We start from the raw sequence: 16,700 nt of genomic DNA on the forward strand, positions 1-16,700 counted from the left end.
ATTATGAGCGATGGCTTAAACGAGGCGTTAAATGAGCGAAGCACAATGTACCATTATATTTAATGGTGAGCGCTTAAGCGGAACCGCAAATCAACCGTTAATTGATTTTCTGCAGGAGCAGGGAAAAAAACTGCCTCATGTCTGTTATCACCCGGCGCTGCCGCCGCTGCAAACCTGTGATGTTTGCTGGGTGGAGGTGGATGGCGAAGCGGTGCGCGGCTGCACGTTACGCAGCGCCGAGGGCTTACGCGTGGTCAGCCAGAGCGCGGTGCTGCAGGCGGCACAGCAGGAGGGCATGGACCGCATCCTCAATCGCCACGAACTCTACTGCACGGTATGTGAACACAATACCGGCGACTGCACGTTGCATAACACCGTCGCGGATATGCACATTCCGATTCAGTATTACCCCTACCAGCGCAAACCGGACAGCAAAGACCACAGTAATCCGTTTTATACCTACGATCCGGATCAGTGCATTCTGTGCGGACGCTGCGTGGAAGCCTGCCAGAATGTCGAGGTAAATGAGACACTGTCGATTGATTACAGCGCCGATCACCCGCGCGTGCTGTGGGATGGCGGAACGCAGATTGCCGGTTCCAGCTGCGTCAGCTGCGGGCACTGCGTGACCGTCTGCCCGTGCAACGCGCTGCTGGAAAAAACCATGCAGCCCGACGCCGGACCCTTCACCGCGATGGATGAAGACCTGAAGCGGCCGCTGATTGATTTCGTCAAATCGCTGGAAAACAGCATCGGCATGGAGCCGATCACCGGAATTTCGCTGATCGATGATGCGCTGCGCAAAGTCGAAATCAAAAAAACCAAAACCGTCTGCACCTATTGCGGTGTCGGCTGCAGTTTTGAAGTCTGGACGCGCGATCGCCACATCCTCAAAATCCAGCCGGTGGCCGATGCGCCGGTTAACGGCATCTCAACCTGTGTCAAAGGCAAATTTGGCTGGGATTTTGTGAACAGCCCGAACCGGCTGACCACGCCACTGATTCGTGAAAACGGCCAGTTCCGCCCGGCCAGCTGGGAAGAGGCGCTACAGCGCGTGGCCGACGGCCTGCGCGCGGTGGCGCGCCAGCACGGCGGTAACGCCATTGGTTTTATTGGTTCCAGTAAAGCCAGCAATGAGGAAGCCTACCTGACGCAGAAGATCGCCCGTCTGATTTTCGGCACCAATAACGTGGACAACTCCTCGCGCTATTGCCAGAACCCGGCGACGGAAGGGCTGTTTCGCACAGTGGGCTACGGCGGCGATGCCGGTACGCTGCGCGATCTGCAGCAGACCGACCTGATCATCACTGTTGGCAGCAACCTGGCGGAAAACCACCCGGTTTTTGCTTCACATATCAAGCAGAGCCACAAACATCGCGGACAAAAGCTGCTGGTGGTCGATCCGCGCCGTCACGAAATGGCCGAGCGCGCCGACTGTTATCTGCGCATCCGTCCCGGTACCGACATGGTGTGGGCATCGGCGATGGCGCGCTACATGTTCGATCACGGTTATGCCGATGAAGCATTCCTGCGCACGCGCGTTAATCAGGTGGCGGAATATCGCGCCTCGCTGGCTCCGTTTACGCTTGAGATGGCCAGTGAAGTCACCGGTCTGAGCGTGGCGCAGTTGACCGAAGCCGCCGAGATGATTGGCAACGCGGGCAGCGCCTGCCTGCTGTGGGCGATGGGCATTACGCAGCACAGCCACGGTGCGGATACCAGCACCGCGCTTTCTAATCTGCTGCTGGTCACCGGCAACTACGGTCGCCCCGGCACCGGTGGCTACCCGATGCGCGGTCACAATAATGTGCAGGGCGCCAGCGATTTTGGCTGCTTAAGCAATGTCTATCCCGGCTACGAAAAAGTGACCGATGCGCAGGTGCGGGAAAAATGGGCGCGCGCCTGGGGCGTGGCACCGGAAGCGCTTTCCGATGAAGCCGGGCTGGATAACTTCATGATGGTGGAAGACGCGCATAAACAGCGGGTGCGCGCCATGTACATCATCGGCGAAGAGACCGCCTTTTCTGATGCGGACTCAACCAAAGTGCACGAAGCCTTTAGCCGGCTGGATTTCATGGTGGTGCAGGACATCTTCATGAGCCGTACCGCGCAGTTTGCGGATGTGGTGCTGCCTGGTTGTCCGAGCCTGGAGAAAGAGGGCACCTTCGTGAATACCGAACGGCGCATTCAGCACTTCTCGCCTGCGTTTGCGCCGCTCGGCGACAGCCGGCCCGACTGGCAGATACTGACGAAGGTCGCGGCGCGTCTTGGCCATCACTGGCACTACCCGAATCCCGGCGCCATCATGGCAGAAGCTGCGGGTATCGCCACGCTGTTTGCCGGGGTCAGCTATGAGAACCTCGTCGGCTGGCAGTCACAGCTGTGGCCGGTAAACGCCGACGGCAGCAGCACGCCGCTGCTGTACACCGAGCGTTTCGCCTTTCCTGATGGCAAAGCGCGTCTCTACCCGCTGACGTGGCAGCCGCCGATGGAAGCGCCCGATGCGCAGTACGACCTGCTGCTGAACAATGGCCGCATGCTGGAGCATTTCCAGTCGACTAATCAGACCGGGCAGGGCGGGCGCATCAAATCGCTGTCGCCCAACTGGTTTGTTGAGATTTCGCCGCAGCTGGCGCAGGAGCGGCAACTACAGCAGGGCGACTGGGTGGAGCTGCGTTCGCGCCGGGGCAGCGTAGAGGTGCCAGTGGTGGTGACCGAACGGATGGCCGGCAATGTGCTGTTCATTCCTATCCACCATGGCAAACCGGGGGTGAACGGGCTGACCGGTGAACACCACGATCCCGACGTCAACACCCCGGCCTATAAAGAGATTGCGGTGACGATGCGTAAACTGGCGCATGCGCCACAGCCGCACCCGATTCCGCTGCACAACTTCCGCCACGGCCAGCGCACGCCGCTGGATCATCTGCCCGTTGAACAAAAATGGCAGCAGCCTGAATACCGGTTGCCGCCTGAACACGTTTCGCATCCGGAGAAAAGCTAATGGCCGAACCGCTGCACTATCAACCCACTCCGACGCGCACCGAACCCAGCGCGCAGGAGGCGCTGAACGAACTGCTGGAGAATCTGCATCAGCACGGTTTCCTGCGCCTGGCTAATGACATGGTAAAAGCCAACAATGACATCGGCAAAATCGTCGCCGCCGGGCTTAACCGGCCCGGCACGCAGAATGCGGTTCAGAACCTGTCGCTGCTGTTTATGACGCTCAGCACCGTACCGCCGGAGCGTTTCAACCATTTACTGCTGGCGCTGCGCGATGCCCTGCTGGCGATGAAGCCGGCCAGCGACACGGCGCAGCAGGAAAAAAGCGCGCCGGGCGTCAGCGGTGTGCTCAAACTGCTGAATGATGAGGCGCTATGGCAGGGCATCCGGCCCCTGCTGGCGGCGCTGGAAACCTTCGCACGCGCCATGCAGGGTGATGAGGAGAAGCCGATAACCCGCTACAGCGGTAAGCCGAGCCGTGAGTAGCCAGGAGTGGGTGCTGCTGATCGCGCGCGGTCAGTTTGCCCTGACAATGGGCATGCACATTACCCTGGCAGCGCTGACGCTGGGGCTGGCCCCGTTTCTGGTATGGTTTGAAGCGCGCTGGCTATGGAGCAGACGGCCGGAAGCGCATCAGGCGCTGCACTTCTGGATCAAGGTATTCGCGCTCACCGTGGCGATTGGCACGGTTTCCGGCGTGATCATGGAGTTTCAGTTCGGCACCCACTGGTCGGTGTTTGCCAGCAAAGCGGGCGGCATTATCGGTCCGCTGATGCTGTATGAAGTGCTGATCGCTTTTTTCCTCGAGTCGGCGCTGACCGGCGTGATGCTGTTTGGCATCGATCGGGTGAAACCCGGCGTGCATTTCGCCATTACCTGTCTGGTGGCGCTTGGCGCGATTTTCAGCGCTTTCTGGATCCTTGCCGCTAACTCCTGGATGCAAACGCCGCGCGGTTTTACGCTCAATGACGCCGGCCAGTTCACGCCGGACAGCGCCTGGAGTTTGATTTCCGCGCCCTCGTTTGGCTGGCGGCTGGCGCACATGCTGCTGGCCTCATGGATCAGCGTGGCGTTTTTGCTGGGTGGCGTCGCAGCGTGGCGCCTGCTGCGTAATGCTGGCGAGGCCGCCAGCCGGCTGATGCTGCGCAGCGCGCTGACGGTGTCGCTGTGCATCCTGCCGCTGCAGATGGTGGTGGGCGATTTGCATGGCGAAAACACCCGTGACTATCAGCCTGCTAAACTGGCGGCGATCGAGGGCAGCTGGCAGCCGCCTGCGCCAGGGGAGGGCGAGCCGCTGCGGCTGTTTGCGCTGCCCGATCAGGCGCAGCAGCGGAATCACGCCGAGCTGGCGATCCCGGCTATCGGCTCGCTCTACCTGCGCCATAACCTCAGCGGCCACATCAAAAGCCTGGGTGAATTCCCGCGCGACAGCCTGCCGCCGGTGCTGCCGGTGTTTTTTGCCTTTCGCCTGATGGTGGGACTGGCGCTGCTGATGCTGCTGAGCAGCCTGGCGGGCAATGTGCAGCGCTGGCGCGGCCGCCTTGATCAGTCGCGGCGCGTGCTGCGTCTGCTGGCGCTGATGTCACCGGCTGGCTTCATTGCGCTGCTGGCGGGCTGGGTGGTGACGGAGGTCGGCCGGCAGCCGTGGACGGTATACGGCATGCTACGTACCGCCGACAGCCTGGCGCCAATGTCCCTCGGCAGCAGCGTCGCCATTTTCGTGTCGGTGGTGGTGATTTACGCACTGAGTTTTGCCTTTGGCCTGTGTTATCTGCTGCGCCACCTGGCGGCACCGCTGCCGGATCCGCAGGCGACGGCGGTAGCGGAAACCATACAGACGCCAGCCTGAGGAGGGTGAGAATGTTGGTCGAACTTTCTGCGGTGCTCCTGCTGTTTGCCCTGCTGATGTATCTGGCGCTGGATGGCACGGATAGCGGCGTGGGGATGCTGCTGTACAGTTTCGACCAGCCACAAGAGCGGCAGTGGATGGTGCACAGTCTGCTGCCGCTGTGGGATGCCAATGAAACCTGGCTGGTGTTGCTGGCGGGCGGCATGCTGGCGCTGTTTCCGCCGCTGTACAGTCTGCTGTTACAAACGCTGAAAGTGCCGCTGTTTCTCTTCCTGCTGGCGCTGTTTTTGCGCGGGCTGGCGCTGGCGTATCGCGGCCAGCCTGGCGAGACCGGGCGACGCTGGCTGGACCGGCTGCTGATGTTCAGCTCGCTGCTGGCGGCGTTTCTGCCAGGCTGGATGAGCGGGTTGATGCTGGTGTCGCGTCCGCCCAGCGGGATTGTGATTGATTTTTCGCTGGTGCCGCTGCTGTGCGGTCTCGGGCTGGTGGCGGTTGATCTGCTGCTGGGCTGCTGCTGGCTGTGCTGGCGCATTGGTGAGCCGGTGGTGGAGCGGGCGCGGGCGCTGGCCATGCTGTGGTGGGTGGTGACGCTGGCTTGCTTTATCGCCGTGCTGCTGCTGGAGCCGGCGCTGTGGCAGCAGAGCTGGCAGCGCTGGCCGGGAAAAGTGTTGCTGAGCCTGTTGCCAGCGCTGTGGCTGCTGCAGCTGCTCACGCTGTGGCGTGAAGCGATGGTGGCGTTGCTGATGATCACGCTGGTGCAGACGGGCGTGGTGGTCGCGGCGCTGGCGTGCGGGCTTTATCCGTGGTTGCTGCCGTGGCAGCTGGAGATGCACCAGCAGGCCTCCTCGCCGGTGACGCAGGGGTTTGTGGTGACGGGTTTATTGATTGTGTTGCCGCTGACGTTGCTGTACCACAGCTGGGCGTTCTGGGTGTTTAAGCGCCAGCCGCAGGCATAAATAAGTGTTTATAACGGTATTATTCGCTGGCGCGTTTCGTAGCGGCGCGATTTATCGTGCTGATCCAACCGCTGCGCCGCTGTGTTTTTGCGCAATAAATTGCGCCGCTACGATTGATGCAGAATGTGATAACGGTACGGGTCGCTGGCAGGTTTCGTAGCGGCGCGATTTATCGCGCTGATCAAACCTCTGAGCCGCTGTGTTTTTGCGCAATAAATTGCGCCGCTACGATTGGTGCAGTATGTGATAACGGTACTGGTCGCTGGCACGCTTTGTAGCGGCGCGATTTATCGCGCTGATCTAAACGCTGCGCCGCTGTGTTTTCGCGCAATAAATTGCGCCGCTACGATTGGTGCAGAATGTGATAACGGTACGGGTCGCTGGCACGTTTCGTAGCGGCGCAATTTATCACGCTGATCAAACCGCTGCGCCGCTGTGTTTTTGCGCAATAAATTGCGCCGCTACGATTGGTGCAGTATGTAATAACGGAATTATTCGCTGGCACGCTTTGTAGCGGCGCGATTTATCGCGCTGATCCAACCGCTGCGCCGCTATGGCTTGTGCTGGCTGGATGAATCCACCGCCGGAATCCGCATAAACAGCGTGCCGCGATAGGGGATCGGCAGGAAATCACGGAACAGGGTTTCCAGCGTCTGCTGCGGATCGATGTCGGCGAACAGCTGCGGATATAGCGTTTTTGCCATAAACTCGGTCACCGCAATGTGCCACGGGCTGAGGTAAAAATTCATCCAGATTGCCGCTGCATGGCCGTTGCGAATCGCCTTCAGCTCACGCAGGCCGTTCTGCTGCGCGGTGAGCTGGCGGAAACTGCTCAGCACCGCGTCGGGCGCGACGTCCGGCCCGAGGCGCAGCAGGCCTGCGCTGGCGTTATCGCCAAAGCCGGTGGCAAAGTAATACTCAGGCTGGGCTGCGATCACCTGCTCCTCACTCAAACGGCCAAACACGCCGTGCTGAGTTTTGCCAGCAATATTGTCGCCGCCGGCGGCGTTGAGCAGCTCGCCCAGACTGCCGTTAATCGCCGTCACGCAGCACTCGTTGCGCCGTCCCAGATGCAACTGCAACAGCACCGTGGGTTTCGGCCCGTGATAGCGCGCCAGCCGTTCCTCAATCACCTGCAGATGCGCACTGTAAAAGCGGTTGAATGCCGCCGCGCGCGCCTGCTGATTCAGCACCTCACCAAAAATCTCTACGCTGCGCCGGGTGTTCTTTAACAGATGTACGCGCAGATCGATCTTCACTACCGGAATATGCGCAGCATTCAGGATGCTGACCAGCCTCAGATCGGCATCATCGTAGCGCGCCAGGCTGGGCAGAATGACCACGTCCGGCCGCAGGGCGAGAATCTGCTCCGGATTGATCGCCTGAGGGCCGCCCGATCCGAGCGTCGGGATGTTCAGCATCTGCGGAAACCGCTGCGCAAAACTGTTCCACGTCTGGCTGTCATACTTTTGCAGATCGCGCGGCCAGCCGACGATGTGGCGGAACGGGTCATCCGGCGCCAGCAGTGCCAGGGTATACAGCATGCGGCTTTCACCCAGCACGATGCGCTGCGGATTATCGGGAATCTCCACCCGATTGCCGTCAATATCGGTGATCACCCTGGCCAGCGCGCTGGTGCTGAACGCCAGCAGCAGGAGGGCTGCCAGCCAGGCACGCCACGTCAGCGGCTTTTTCGCTCGATCAGAATTCAACGCTGGCCTCGACCATCATGTTACGGGTTTCCCCTTCGCGCACGCGCAGGTTGCCGCCGCTGGAGGTGTAATAGTGCTTATTGAACAGGTTATTCAGGTTAAGCTTCAGCTGGGTTTTCTCGCCAAACAGCTGATTATTCCAGGCGATAAAGCTGTCGGCGACCACATAATCCGGCAGCGTAAAGCTGTTCTCCGGATCACCGGCGCGTGAGCCAACGTAGCGCGCACCGCCGCCGACGCGGAAGTCACCGGGAATGCCGTTCAGCGTCAGGTTATGGCTCAGGTAAAGCGCCCCGGCGTGACGAGGTGCATTCTGCAGGCGGTTGCCATTGTTCGCCGGATTGACGCCATCGTCGACGATTTCAGCCTTATCGTAGCTGTAGTTGGCGCTCAGATCCCAGCCCGGCAGCACTTCCCCATTGAGCTCAAATTCAGCGCCGCTCGAACGCGCTTTATTGATGGCGCGCGTGGTGCCGTTAATGTTGAGCGACATATCGCGTTCGTCGATGCGGTACAGCGCTACGCTGGCAAACAGCCGGGGCGAAATCTGCCACTTGCTGCCCACTTCCCATGTGGTGCCCTGTTCCGGCTTGCCGACGTTGCCGTCATCGTCGACGTCAGTCGACGGCGTAAAGGATTTGCTCACGCTGCTGTACAGTGAGACATCCGGCGTCAGTTTGTAAATCAGCCCGGCCTGCGGCAGGAACTTGTTGCCCTCGCTATCCAGCGTTTGCACCACCGGATCGAAGCCCTTTGACGCGCGCTGTTCATAGTGCTGATAGCGTCCGCCCAGCACCGCAATCCAGTCGTCGGTGAGCGAAATGCTGTCTTTGGCGTATACCGAGCGACTGTGCAAGCGGTTAAGCAGGTTAGCGTTGGCGCTGTTTTCACTGCTGCTGTTGGTGAGCGGTGCCAGCATATCGTATTGCGGATCGTACAGGTTGAAGGCGGTGTTCGCTTTGCCCTGATACTGGTGCGCACGGTAAGTCTGGTTCATTTCATAATCGGTGCCGAACACCACATCGTGCGTCATGCCAAACAGCTGCGGTGAACCGATCACATCCCACGCCACGTATTTGGTTTTATGGTTGAAGCCACGGTTGGCGTCGGCGCGGCGCGTCACCACGCCGGTGGTGGGGTTGATCGCCGTAACCCGCACTTCGTTGTTGTCGTACTGACGCTGGTTCCAGCCAAAAGTCAGGCGCGTGCTCCACGCCTCATTGAACTGCCAGTCGTAGTGCGCGTTCAGGGTTTTATTGTGGCCCCACGCATGGTTAGCTTTATCGTCCAGGCGATCTTTATAGCCAATCGCTACCGGCTTACCGTTAACAAACGCCGTGCCGCGATCGTAGGGAATATCGTATTGATAATCTTCGTAGCTGATGAGGAAGCTGGCCTGCTCGCCATACCACTGTAGCGAGGGGGCGATTAAGGTGTGTTTATCGCTGCCGAAATTGCGCCAGTAATCCTGATTCTGCTTTTCGGCAATCAGGCGGAAAGCAAAACCGTTGCCGAGCGGGCCGGTGACGTCCAGCGTGCCGGCGCCGCCGCCCTCGCTGGCTGCGCGACCGCTGACTTTGGTGTGCCAGGTGTATTGCGGCTTTTTGCTCACAATATTGATCACGCCACCGGGATTCTGGATACCGTACAGCAGCGAAGCCGAGCCCTTCAGCACCTCGACACGTTCGGTGGTGGCATCAAAATTCAACCCCTGGCTGCTGCGCACGCCATCACGATAGATGGAACCATCCGAGTTGCTGCCAAAGCCGCGGCGTACAAAGCCATCTTCGGTACCTGCCAGCGTATTGCCTTCGCTTACGCCGCTGACAAAGCGCAGCGCGTCGGCGAGGCTGGCGGCCTGATAATCCTCCAGCTGCTGTTGCGTCACCACGCTCACCGATTGGGCTTCATTGAGGCGCGACACCGGCGTTTTACTGGCGACCGAACTGCTGGTGGCGCTATAGCCGTCGTCACTGTTTTGCTGCTGCGCCGTCACGGTGAGGGTGCTGTTTTGTTCAGCGGCAAGGCTGTCAGTACTGCTGAGTGCCGTTACGCCGTAAATAGCGGCAAGGATAGCCGGATGGCACAGTAATTTAACCGCCCGCGGTGAGTTGTTCTGCATCGAATATAAACCTGGTGTAATTGCGGGATTATTTATTCCGCGCAACGAAGCTATCAGTAAAATACTGCCGTTGACGAACAGGACATTCGCGGCCCGGCATTGTTATGCCATCAGTCAGCGGAAAAAGGCGGCTGAGATGTAATTGAGAATCATTCAAACATGAAAAAATGTAGTAGTAAACGTAAATGATGGTGTGGATACTACAGCAGAACGCGGTAGAAAATTTTGAACCGGGATTGTCAGAAAATTTATTTACAATCAGTCGATTATGCTTTTTTTGTAGTTTGAAGCTGGCCGGGTTAAGCCAGGCGTGAAGGGAGTGGGCAGCGGTAGCGGCGCAAATTTTTACTACAAGCCGGCCTGCCGACGCGGTTCACAACGATGCGGTATTACTAACAGGCAACATAATGGCGGCAAATAACATTAAAAATCGGGTGGATGTATTCGGTGAACGCTACCGTGCGCGCGTCACGACATTATCGGCCAGCCTGCAAACGGTGGCGCGATATATCCACGAACATCGTGAGGCTATATTAGACGCGACTGCATTGGATATCGCCCAGGCCACCCAAACTTCTGACGCCACCGTGGTGCGCACCGTGCAGGCGCTGGGCTTTGCCGGTTTGCGCGATCTGAAAACCACGCTGGCCGCGTGGTTTGGCCCGGCGCAAAACTCGGAAGAGAAGATGAGCGCGACCATCAGCGAACTGTCGTGTGACATCAACTCCGGCATCGATTTTGTGCTGGGCGGCCATCAGCGCGCCTGCGAAGTACTGGCAGAACCGGTCAACCGCCAGGCGGTAGCGGCTGCGGTGACACTGCTGCTGGAAGCGCGTCAGGTGGCGCTGTTTGGCATCAACGCTTCCGGCATTCTGGCGGAGTACAGCGCGCGACTGTTCCGGCGCATCGGCCTGCCGGCGGTGACGCTTAACCGTGCCGGGATTGCGCTGGCGGAACAGCTGATAACGCTACAGCGCGGCGATGTACTGATCATGATGGCGCAGAAATCGGCGCACCGTGAGGGCATGACGACGCTGAAAGAGGCGCAGCGGCTGGGTATGCCGGTGATTCTGCTGACCCACGCGCTGGATTCGGCGTTTGCGCAGCAGGCGGATGTGGTGATTAACGTGCCGCGCGGCGGTGAAAATGGTCGCATGCCGCTGCACGGCACGGTGCTGGTGTGCCTCGAAATGCTGATTCTGGCGGTGGCCTCCGCCAGTTCGGCACGCACGGTTAAAACCATGAAACGCATTCAGGATCTCAATCGATCGCTGAAACCCACGTCGAAGAAGGCGGGATAACCGCGCATCGCTCAGGCGCGGCGGCGGGGCGATTCACTCCGCCGTTCGCTTCCGGATCTATTTCACAGACTCGCTTGCAAGGCGCGCGTGGCTGTCGTTAATATTAAGGAAATAAACATTTCCTTAATGAGTCCGCGTTAACGGCGCGGTAGCGCAGAATCGCATCCAATAAGGAAACACTCTTTACCAAAATAACCGGAGAACGCTTATGTCACTGCCTGCCCTGGACGCCGCGCCGCGCTGGTCACAGCCCGTCGATCACCTGCCGCAATTTAACCATGCTTACGCCACGGTCGCGGGCGTGCGGCTGCACTATGTCAGCGGCGGCAATGCGCAGGGACCAGTGCTGGTACTGCTGGCGGGCTTTCCGCAGAGCTGGTTTGCCTGGCGTAAGGTGATGGCGCAGCTGGCGGCAGACTATTTCATCATTGCGCCGGATCTGCCCGGCCAGGGCGACTCCGACAAGCCTGCCAGCGGTTATGACACCACCTCACTGGCGCACAGCGTGCAGGGATTGTTGCAGCAGTTGGGTGTTGAGCGTTACTACCTGGCCGCGCATGACGTGGGTGCCTGGGTTGCCTGGCCGCTGGCGATGCTGCACGGTGATGCCATCAGCAAACTGGCGCTGCTGGATGCCGGCATTCCCGGAGTGACGCTGCCGGATGCGCTGCCTGCGACGCCGGACAAAGCCTGGAAAACCTGGCACTTTGCTTTTCACCTGTTGCCGGATCTGCCGGAAGCGCTGATCGCCGGTCGTGAAGCGCTCTATCTGCAGTGGTTTTTGCAGCGCAAAGCAGCCAGCCCGATGGTGTTTGGTGACGAAGAGATGGCGGAATATGTGCGGCTGCTGCAGCAAAACGGCGCGCTGCGCGCCGGCATGGCGGCGTACCGTGAAGTCAGCACCTCAGCGGAGCAGAATCGTCAGTTGTTGCAAACCCGGGGCAAACTGGCGATCCCACTGCTGGCGGTAAGCGCCGATCAGGGCTCAATTGCCGATATGGCACAGCCGCTGCGCACTTTTGCGGCCGACGTCAGCGGGATTCGTCTTGCGCACTGTGGTCACTTTATCCCGGATGAGCAACCGCAGGCGCTGGCCGACGCGTTACGTCAGTTCTTTGTGTGACGCATCACTTAACCCTGATTATCCATGTGTAAGCGGCCGAGCCGTGAAGGGGGGGGCGGCTGACTTGCAATAGCCACTGCATTGCGGCTAAGATAGGAACCAGTTGGTTTATAATTAAAGGGGAGGGCAGTGATGAAGAACCTGACCGTCATCGGTCGCCCGCGCGAGTTCGAGCTGGAAGAGGCCGCCCGCAGCGCCATGCACGTTTTCTGGGATCGCGGCTATGAAGCGGCGTCGCTACCGGATTTGATCGCCGGAACCGGTTTATCGCGCGGCAGTCTCTACAAGGCGTTCGGCGATAAAAAAGGGCTGCTGCTGGCCGCGCTGGATATCTACATGACCGAAGGTCTGAAAGCCACCTCGGATATTCTGGCGCAGCCCGGCGCGGTTAAAGCGGCGATTCGCGCCTCGCTGCTGCGTTATGCCGCGCTCTCCAGCGGCGAGAAAGGGCGGCGCGGTTGTCTGGTGGTGTCACTCACCACCGAGATGGCCGCGCATGATGAACAGATTGCCGAACGCACGGGACGCATGTTCCGGCGTTTGCAGCAGCTGTATGCGGCAACACTGGTGCGCGGTCAGCTGAGCGGAGAACTGCCCGAGCGTGATGAGCAGGTGCTGGCCCGCTTACTGGTTTGCCAGATTGAAGGGATGCGTATCCTCGGTAAAACCGGGGCAACGGAAGCAGAAATGAACGCAGTAGTGGACTGCACGATGCGTCTGCTCGACTAATTTTTTTATCCATATTGGAACTGATCGGTTCCTTAGTGAGGTGTTGTGATGTCCGATCCGCACGCGTTAAATCCCGAGCCACGCCGCTGGGCGATGTTTATCGTCCTGCTGACAGGCGCATTTTTACCCCCGCTGGACTTCTTTATTGTCAATGTGGCGCTGCCGTCGATTCAGAGCGATTTGGCCACGTCCGGCTCGGCGGAGCAATTTGTCATCTCGTCCTATGCCGGGTTTTATGCCGTCACGCTGATCACCGGCGGTCGCCTCGGCGATCTGTTTGGCCGCGGGCGCATGTTCTTCGCTGGACTGACCGGTTTTGCAGCGGCTTCTGCGCTGTGTGGCTTTGCCTGGTCACCGGGCGCGCTGATCGCTGGTCGCGTGCTGCAGGGCATCACTGCAGCGATTATGGCACCGCAGGCGCTGGCCTCGATTCAGGCGATTTTCCCGGAGGCGGAGAAATCGCGCGCGCTGAGCCTGTACGGCGCGGTATTTGGTCTGGCCTCGGTAATTGGCCAGGCGCTGGGCGGCATCCTGATCTCACTCAACTTGTTTAATAGCGGCTGGCGCGCCATTTTCCTGGTCAATCTGCCGGTGGCGCTGCTGGTGGTGTTGTTTGGCATCCCGTTGATTAAAGAGACGCGAGCTCAGCACGCGCGCAAGCTGGATTTTGGCGGAATGGGACTGTCGATGATGACGCTGGGTCTGCTGATCGTGCCGCTGATTGAAGGGCGGGAAGCGGGCTGGCCGCTGTGGGCGTGGCTATCACTGCTGCTGGTGCCGGTGCTGGGCACTCTGTTCTGGCGCTATGAAAGCCGGCTGGCAAAGCAGGGCGGCGATCCGCTGATCGATCCGGCGATTTTCAGCGTGCCGGGGCTGGGGCTGTCCCTGCTGCTGGCGCTGCTGTTCTACTCGATTGGCGTATTCTTCCTGCTGTTCTCGATCTATTTACAGGGCGCGCTGCATCAGGGCGTACTGAGCGCCGGGCTGATCTTTCTGCCCTTTGGTGCGGGTTTTCTGCTGGGGCCGTTATCCACGCCTTCTGCGCGACGGCTGATTGGGCCTTACGTTAACGCCACTGGGATGGTGCTGGAAGTGGTCGGCCTGCTGGGCCTGGCGTGGCTGATGGCCAGCACGCCGGTTGGGATGTCACCAGCGGCGCTGCCGCTGGCTTTGGGACTGTTTGTGGTGGGGTTTGGCCAGGGGCTGGCGCTGCCGACGCTGATGCACATCGTCACCGGACGCGTGGCTCCCGCCTGGGCCGGGATGATTGCCGGTATCGCCAGCTCCACCTTGCAACTGAGCACGGCGCTGAGCGTGGCCATTATCGGCGGGATCTTTTATGCCGTGCTGGGCACGGGCAAGGGGCCAGGAGAGATTACCCATGCCTTCATCGTGGCGATAGTGTGTATGTCGATTTGTCTGGCGGCCGGCGCGCTGCTGAGCATCCGGCTAGCGCGCAGGCCTGCCGCACAGACGGCGGTGCTTAAAACACGCCGGAGTTCCAACGCCTTGCGGGATTGATGGCTGAAGACTGGGTGTGATCATCCCCAGCACCTTACCCGATGGCGTCCATTCCTCAGAACGACATCGTGACACCGGCGTACCAGGCGCGGCCCGGTTCGTTATAGGTCGATGCCCCGGCATTTTCGCGATAAACGCGCTTATCAAACAGGTTGTTGATACCGGCGTTGGCGCTCAGGTTTTTAGTGATGTCGTAGTTGAGGTTCAGTCCGACAATGGAATACGGGCTGATTTCACGCTGCGACAGACCACGGCTGGCCTCGAGGCTGGTTTCCGCATACTGACGTGGCTTCTGCCGGCCGTATTGCGTCCAGTTGATGTTGGCGCTGAGCGCCTCGGTCGCCTGCCACTCCAGCTGCGAGTTGATGGTGAATTCCGGGATCACCGTCAGCGGGTTGCCGGTTTTTTTGCTCTCCGAGCGGAACATATAGGTGGCATTGGTGCGCCACTCCAGCGTGTCGGCGATCAGCGGGATGCTCAGATTGCCTTCCAGCCCTTCGACGATCGCCTTGCCGCCGTTTTCCCAGCGCAGCAGGTTATACGAGCCGGTTGAAGCCACCGGCGTGGTGCCGGAGATGATTTTGTTTTTGTAATCATTGCGGAACCAGGTGATGCCCGCGACATAGCCCTGATTACTGAACTCGATGCCCACTTCTTTATTCACGCTGATCTCGGGATCGAGGTCTTTGCTGCCCAGCAGGTAACAGCGTGACAGGCCAATCGGACAACCGTTGCCGCGCGTCGACAGGATATAGCCCTCAGTGGACTGATACAGGTTGGGCGCTTTAAAGGCGCGCGCAATTCCGGCTTTCAGCGTGAAGTAATCACCGAGGCCCTGCGACAGGTTGAGGCTCGGGCTCCAGTTAGCGCCAAACTGATTGTGATAGTCGAAGCGCAGGCCGGGAATCACTTCGGTGGAGTCGGTGGCGGCGATGTTGTCTTCGAAATAGAGCGAGCTGATGGTGGCGCTGTTTTTACTGTCACGCTGCGAACCGTCGCTGGAAACGCCGCCGAAATCGACGCCCGGTGCGCTGGTGGCCTGTACCGATGCCGGATCGTTCAGCTCATCGCGATTCCACTCAGCACCCAGCGTAACGGTTTGATCCACCAGCAGCTGCAGCGGGAAATTGATCTCGCCGCCGGCGCGATAGCTCTCCAGCCGGCTGGTAGCGTACGTATCGCTGTTGATCATCCCTTCGGTGCTGCCGCCGGAGCCTTCTTTCAGGCGGGTGTTGTTGGTTTTCTCATAGCTAAAGTTAAGCTTAGAGGTGCCCCAGTCCCAGATGCCGTTGTGCACCACTCCGTAGTTCTGGCGATACAGGCGGTTGGTTTCGCTGCCGTACAGCGCCTCAACCAGTCCGTTGGCACTGGCATTGCTGTTGCTGTTCTGCGTGTCGCCGGCATAAATATTGCCCTGGCGGCTGTAGCCATAGCTGAAATCGACAATCTGCGTCGGGGTAATTTTCCACGACAGCACGCCGTTGATGTCTTTGTTACGCACGCCTTCGCGTCCGGCGGCATAAGCGCCATTTTGCGCGGTATTGATGTCGAAGGCGTCGGCATCCGTTTTGTTCAGGTTGCCGTACAGCCGCATGGTGAGTGCCTCACCGGCCAGCGGACCGCTGAGGTTGAAGTTCGCGCGGCGGGTGGCGCCTTCCTTGTCATCTTCTGGCTGGTTGGTGAACAGCGACAGCGAGCCGTGCCAGTCATTGGTGGGGCGTTTGGTAATAATGTTGACCACACCGCCGGCGGCACCGGAGCCATAACGGGCAGCGGCCGGACCGCGTATCACCTCAATGCGTTCCACCATTTCCGGCGGTACCCAGTTGGTATCTCCGCGTGAGTCGCGCTCACCGCGCCAGCTGTAGCGCACCGAGTTACGGGAGGTGACCGGCACGCCATCGATCAGCACTAAGGTGTTTTCCGGGCCCATGCCGCGAATGTCGATCTGGCGGTTGTTACCGCGGCTGCCGCTGGCGCCGTTACCGGTGAGGTTAACGCCGGGCATTTTGCGGATGATGTCCGCGAGGTCATTAACGGGCGGACTTTTTTTGATGTCTTCAGCGGTAATGGTGGAAACTCCCGGCTGCTGCTTCAGCTCCTGCTCTGCCGTCACAATCATCGACTCATCGTCGGCCAGCTTCTCCGTGGGTTCAGCGGCAAATACCGGTGAGGTTAACAGGCCCGCCAGGCACAGTGCGACCGGACACTTTTTGCCACATACAGTTACATTCACTTATATCATCTCCCTGATGCGTTAACATTTGTAAGCAAATGCGCATGATAATGAGAATGGTTTGCATTGTATATTGGCGTGCAACTTCTTTACATTCCTGCGTAAATCGACTCATCGCGCCGCTTTTTTGTCAGTTTTTGTCAAGAGG

General features: G+C 59.5%; 11 protein-coding genes. 8 read left to right on the top strand and 3 right to left on the bottom strand.

Translation table 11 applies throughout. The features are described 5' to 3' along the window. Nucleotides 1-31: 31 nt before the first annotated feature. The 4 genes from fdhF to C1Y43_RS04805 are packed head-to-tail and all read left to right on the top strand — an operon-like array spanning nucleotide 32 to nucleotide 5,808. Entirely contained in the window at nucleotides 32-3,004 is a 2,973-nt protein-coding gene (gene fdhF, locus C1Y43_RS04790) for a formate dehydrogenase subunit alpha (protein ID WP_104187198.1), read from the top strand. Beyond that, nucleotides 3,004-3,489, top strand: a complete 486-nt coding sequence (locus C1Y43_RS04795) for a hypothetical protein (protein ID WP_021509544.1) — start codon at nucleotides 3,004-3,006, stop codon at nucleotides 3,487-3,489. The genes fdhF and C1Y43_RS04795 overlap by 1 nt, the downstream gene beginning before the upstream one ends. Continuing rightward, nucleotides 3,482-4,852, top strand: a complete 1,371-nt coding sequence (locus tag C1Y43_RS04800; RefSeq protein ID WP_104187200.1) for a cytochrome ubiquinol oxidase subunit I — start codon at nucleotides 3,482-3,484, stop codon at nucleotides 4,850-4,852. The genes C1Y43_RS04795 and C1Y43_RS04800 overlap by 8 nt, the downstream gene beginning before the upstream one ends. A gap of 11 nt (nucleotides 4,853-4,863) precedes the next feature. Continuing rightward, on the top strand, nucleotides 4,864-5,808 hold the full coding sequence (locus tag C1Y43_RS04805) for a cytochrome d ubiquinol oxidase subunit II (RefSeq protein ID WP_104187202.1): 945 nt from the start codon (nucleotides 4,864-4,866) through the stop codon (nucleotides 5,806-5,808). Between the two features lie 551 nt (nucleotides 5,809-6,359). On the opposite strand, the gene C1Y43_RS04810 is transcribed toward C1Y43_RS04805, so the two are convergent. Beyond that, entirely contained in the window at nucleotides 6,360-7,520 is a 1,161-nt protein-coding gene (locus C1Y43_RS04810; protein ID WP_369974296.1) for an ABC transporter substrate-binding protein, read from the bottom strand. After that, nucleotides 7,510-9,642: a TonB-dependent siderophore receptor gene (locus C1Y43_RS04815; RefSeq protein WP_104187203.1), complete on the bottom strand. Its 2,133-nt coding sequence runs from the start codon at nucleotides 9,640-9,642 to the stop codon at nucleotides 7,510-7,512. The genes C1Y43_RS04810 and C1Y43_RS04815 overlap by 11 nt, the downstream gene beginning before the upstream one ends. A gap of 407 nt (nucleotides 9,643-10,049) precedes the next feature. Between C1Y43_RS04815 and C1Y43_RS04820 the strand changes: the two genes are divergently transcribed. The 4 genes from C1Y43_RS04820 (at nucleotide 10,050) to C1Y43_RS04835 (ending at nucleotide 14,316) form a co-directional block, all read left to right on the top strand. Next, the gene (locus tag C1Y43_RS04820) at nucleotides 10,050-10,943 is read left to right on the top strand and encodes a MurR/RpiR family transcriptional regulator (RefSeq protein WP_058770525.1); all 894 of its coding nucleotides are present in this window, start codon (nucleotides 10,050-10,052) and stop codon (nucleotides 10,941-10,943) included. A gap of 208 nt (nucleotides 10,944-11,151) precedes the next feature. Continuing rightward, nucleotides 11,152-12,066 carry an alpha/beta fold hydrolase gene (locus C1Y43_RS04825; protein ID WP_058775084.1) on the top strand — a complete coding sequence of 305 codons (915 nt, stop codon included), beginning with the start codon at nucleotides 11,152-11,154 and terminating at the stop codon, nucleotides 12,064-12,066. 132 nt (nucleotides 12,067-12,198) lie between these two features. Continuing rightward, on the top strand, nucleotides 12,199-12,795 hold the full coding sequence (locus tag C1Y43_RS04830) for a TetR/AcrR family transcriptional regulator (RefSeq protein ID WP_058770527.1): 597 nt from the start codon (nucleotides 12,199-12,201) through the stop codon (nucleotides 12,793-12,795). Between the two features lie 48 nt (nucleotides 12,796-12,843). After that, nucleotides 12,844-14,316: an MFS transporter gene (locus C1Y43_RS04835; RefSeq protein ID WP_199189138.1), complete on the top strand. Its 1,473-nt coding sequence runs from the start codon at nucleotides 12,844-12,846 to the stop codon at nucleotides 14,314-14,316. Between the two features lie 55 nt (nucleotides 14,317-14,371). On the opposite strand, the gene C1Y43_RS04840 is transcribed toward C1Y43_RS04835, so the two are convergent. Beyond that, entirely contained in the window at nucleotides 14,372-16,552 is a 2,181-nt protein-coding gene (locus C1Y43_RS04840) for a TonB-dependent siderophore receptor (RefSeq protein ID WP_104187205.1), read from the bottom strand. Between the last annotated feature and the right edge of the window lie 148 nt (nucleotides 16,553-16,700).

This window comes from Pantoea sp. ICBG 828, assembly GCF_002928355.1.
Classification (GTDB): Bacteria; Pseudomonadota; Gammaproteobacteria; order Enterobacterales; family Enterobacteriaceae; genus Pantoea; species Pantoea dispersa.

Coding starts and splice junctions, on each gene's coding strand:
- fdhF (WP_104187198.1), top strand. CDS start 32: ATGAGCGAAGCACAATGTACCATTATATTTAATGGTGAGCGCTTAAGC.
- C1Y43_RS04795 (WP_021509544.1), top strand. CDS start 3,004: ATGGCCGAACCGCTGCACTATCAACCCACTCCGACGCGCACCGAACCC.
- C1Y43_RS04805 (WP_104187202.1), top strand. CDS start 4,864: ATGTTGGTCGAACTTTCTGCGGTGCTCCTGCTGTTTGCCCTGCTGATG.
- C1Y43_RS04815 (WP_104187203.1), bottom strand. CDS start 9,642: ATGCAGAACAACTCACCGCGGGCGGTTAAATTACTGTGCCATCCGGCT.
- C1Y43_RS04820 (WP_058770525.1), top strand. CDS start 10,050: ATGGCGGCAAATAACATTAAAAATCGGGTGGATGTATTCGGTGAACGC.
- C1Y43_RS04825 (WP_058775084.1), top strand. CDS start 11,152: ATGTCACTGCCTGCCCTGGACGCCGCGCCGCGCTGGTCACAGCCCGTC.
- C1Y43_RS04830 (WP_058770527.1), top strand. CDS start 12,199: ATGAAGAACCTGACCGTCATCGGTCGCCCGCGCGAGTTCGAGCTGGAA.
- C1Y43_RS04835 (WP_199189138.1), top strand. CDS start 12,844: ATGTCCGATCCGCACGCGTTAAATCCCGAGCCACGCCGCTGGGCGATG.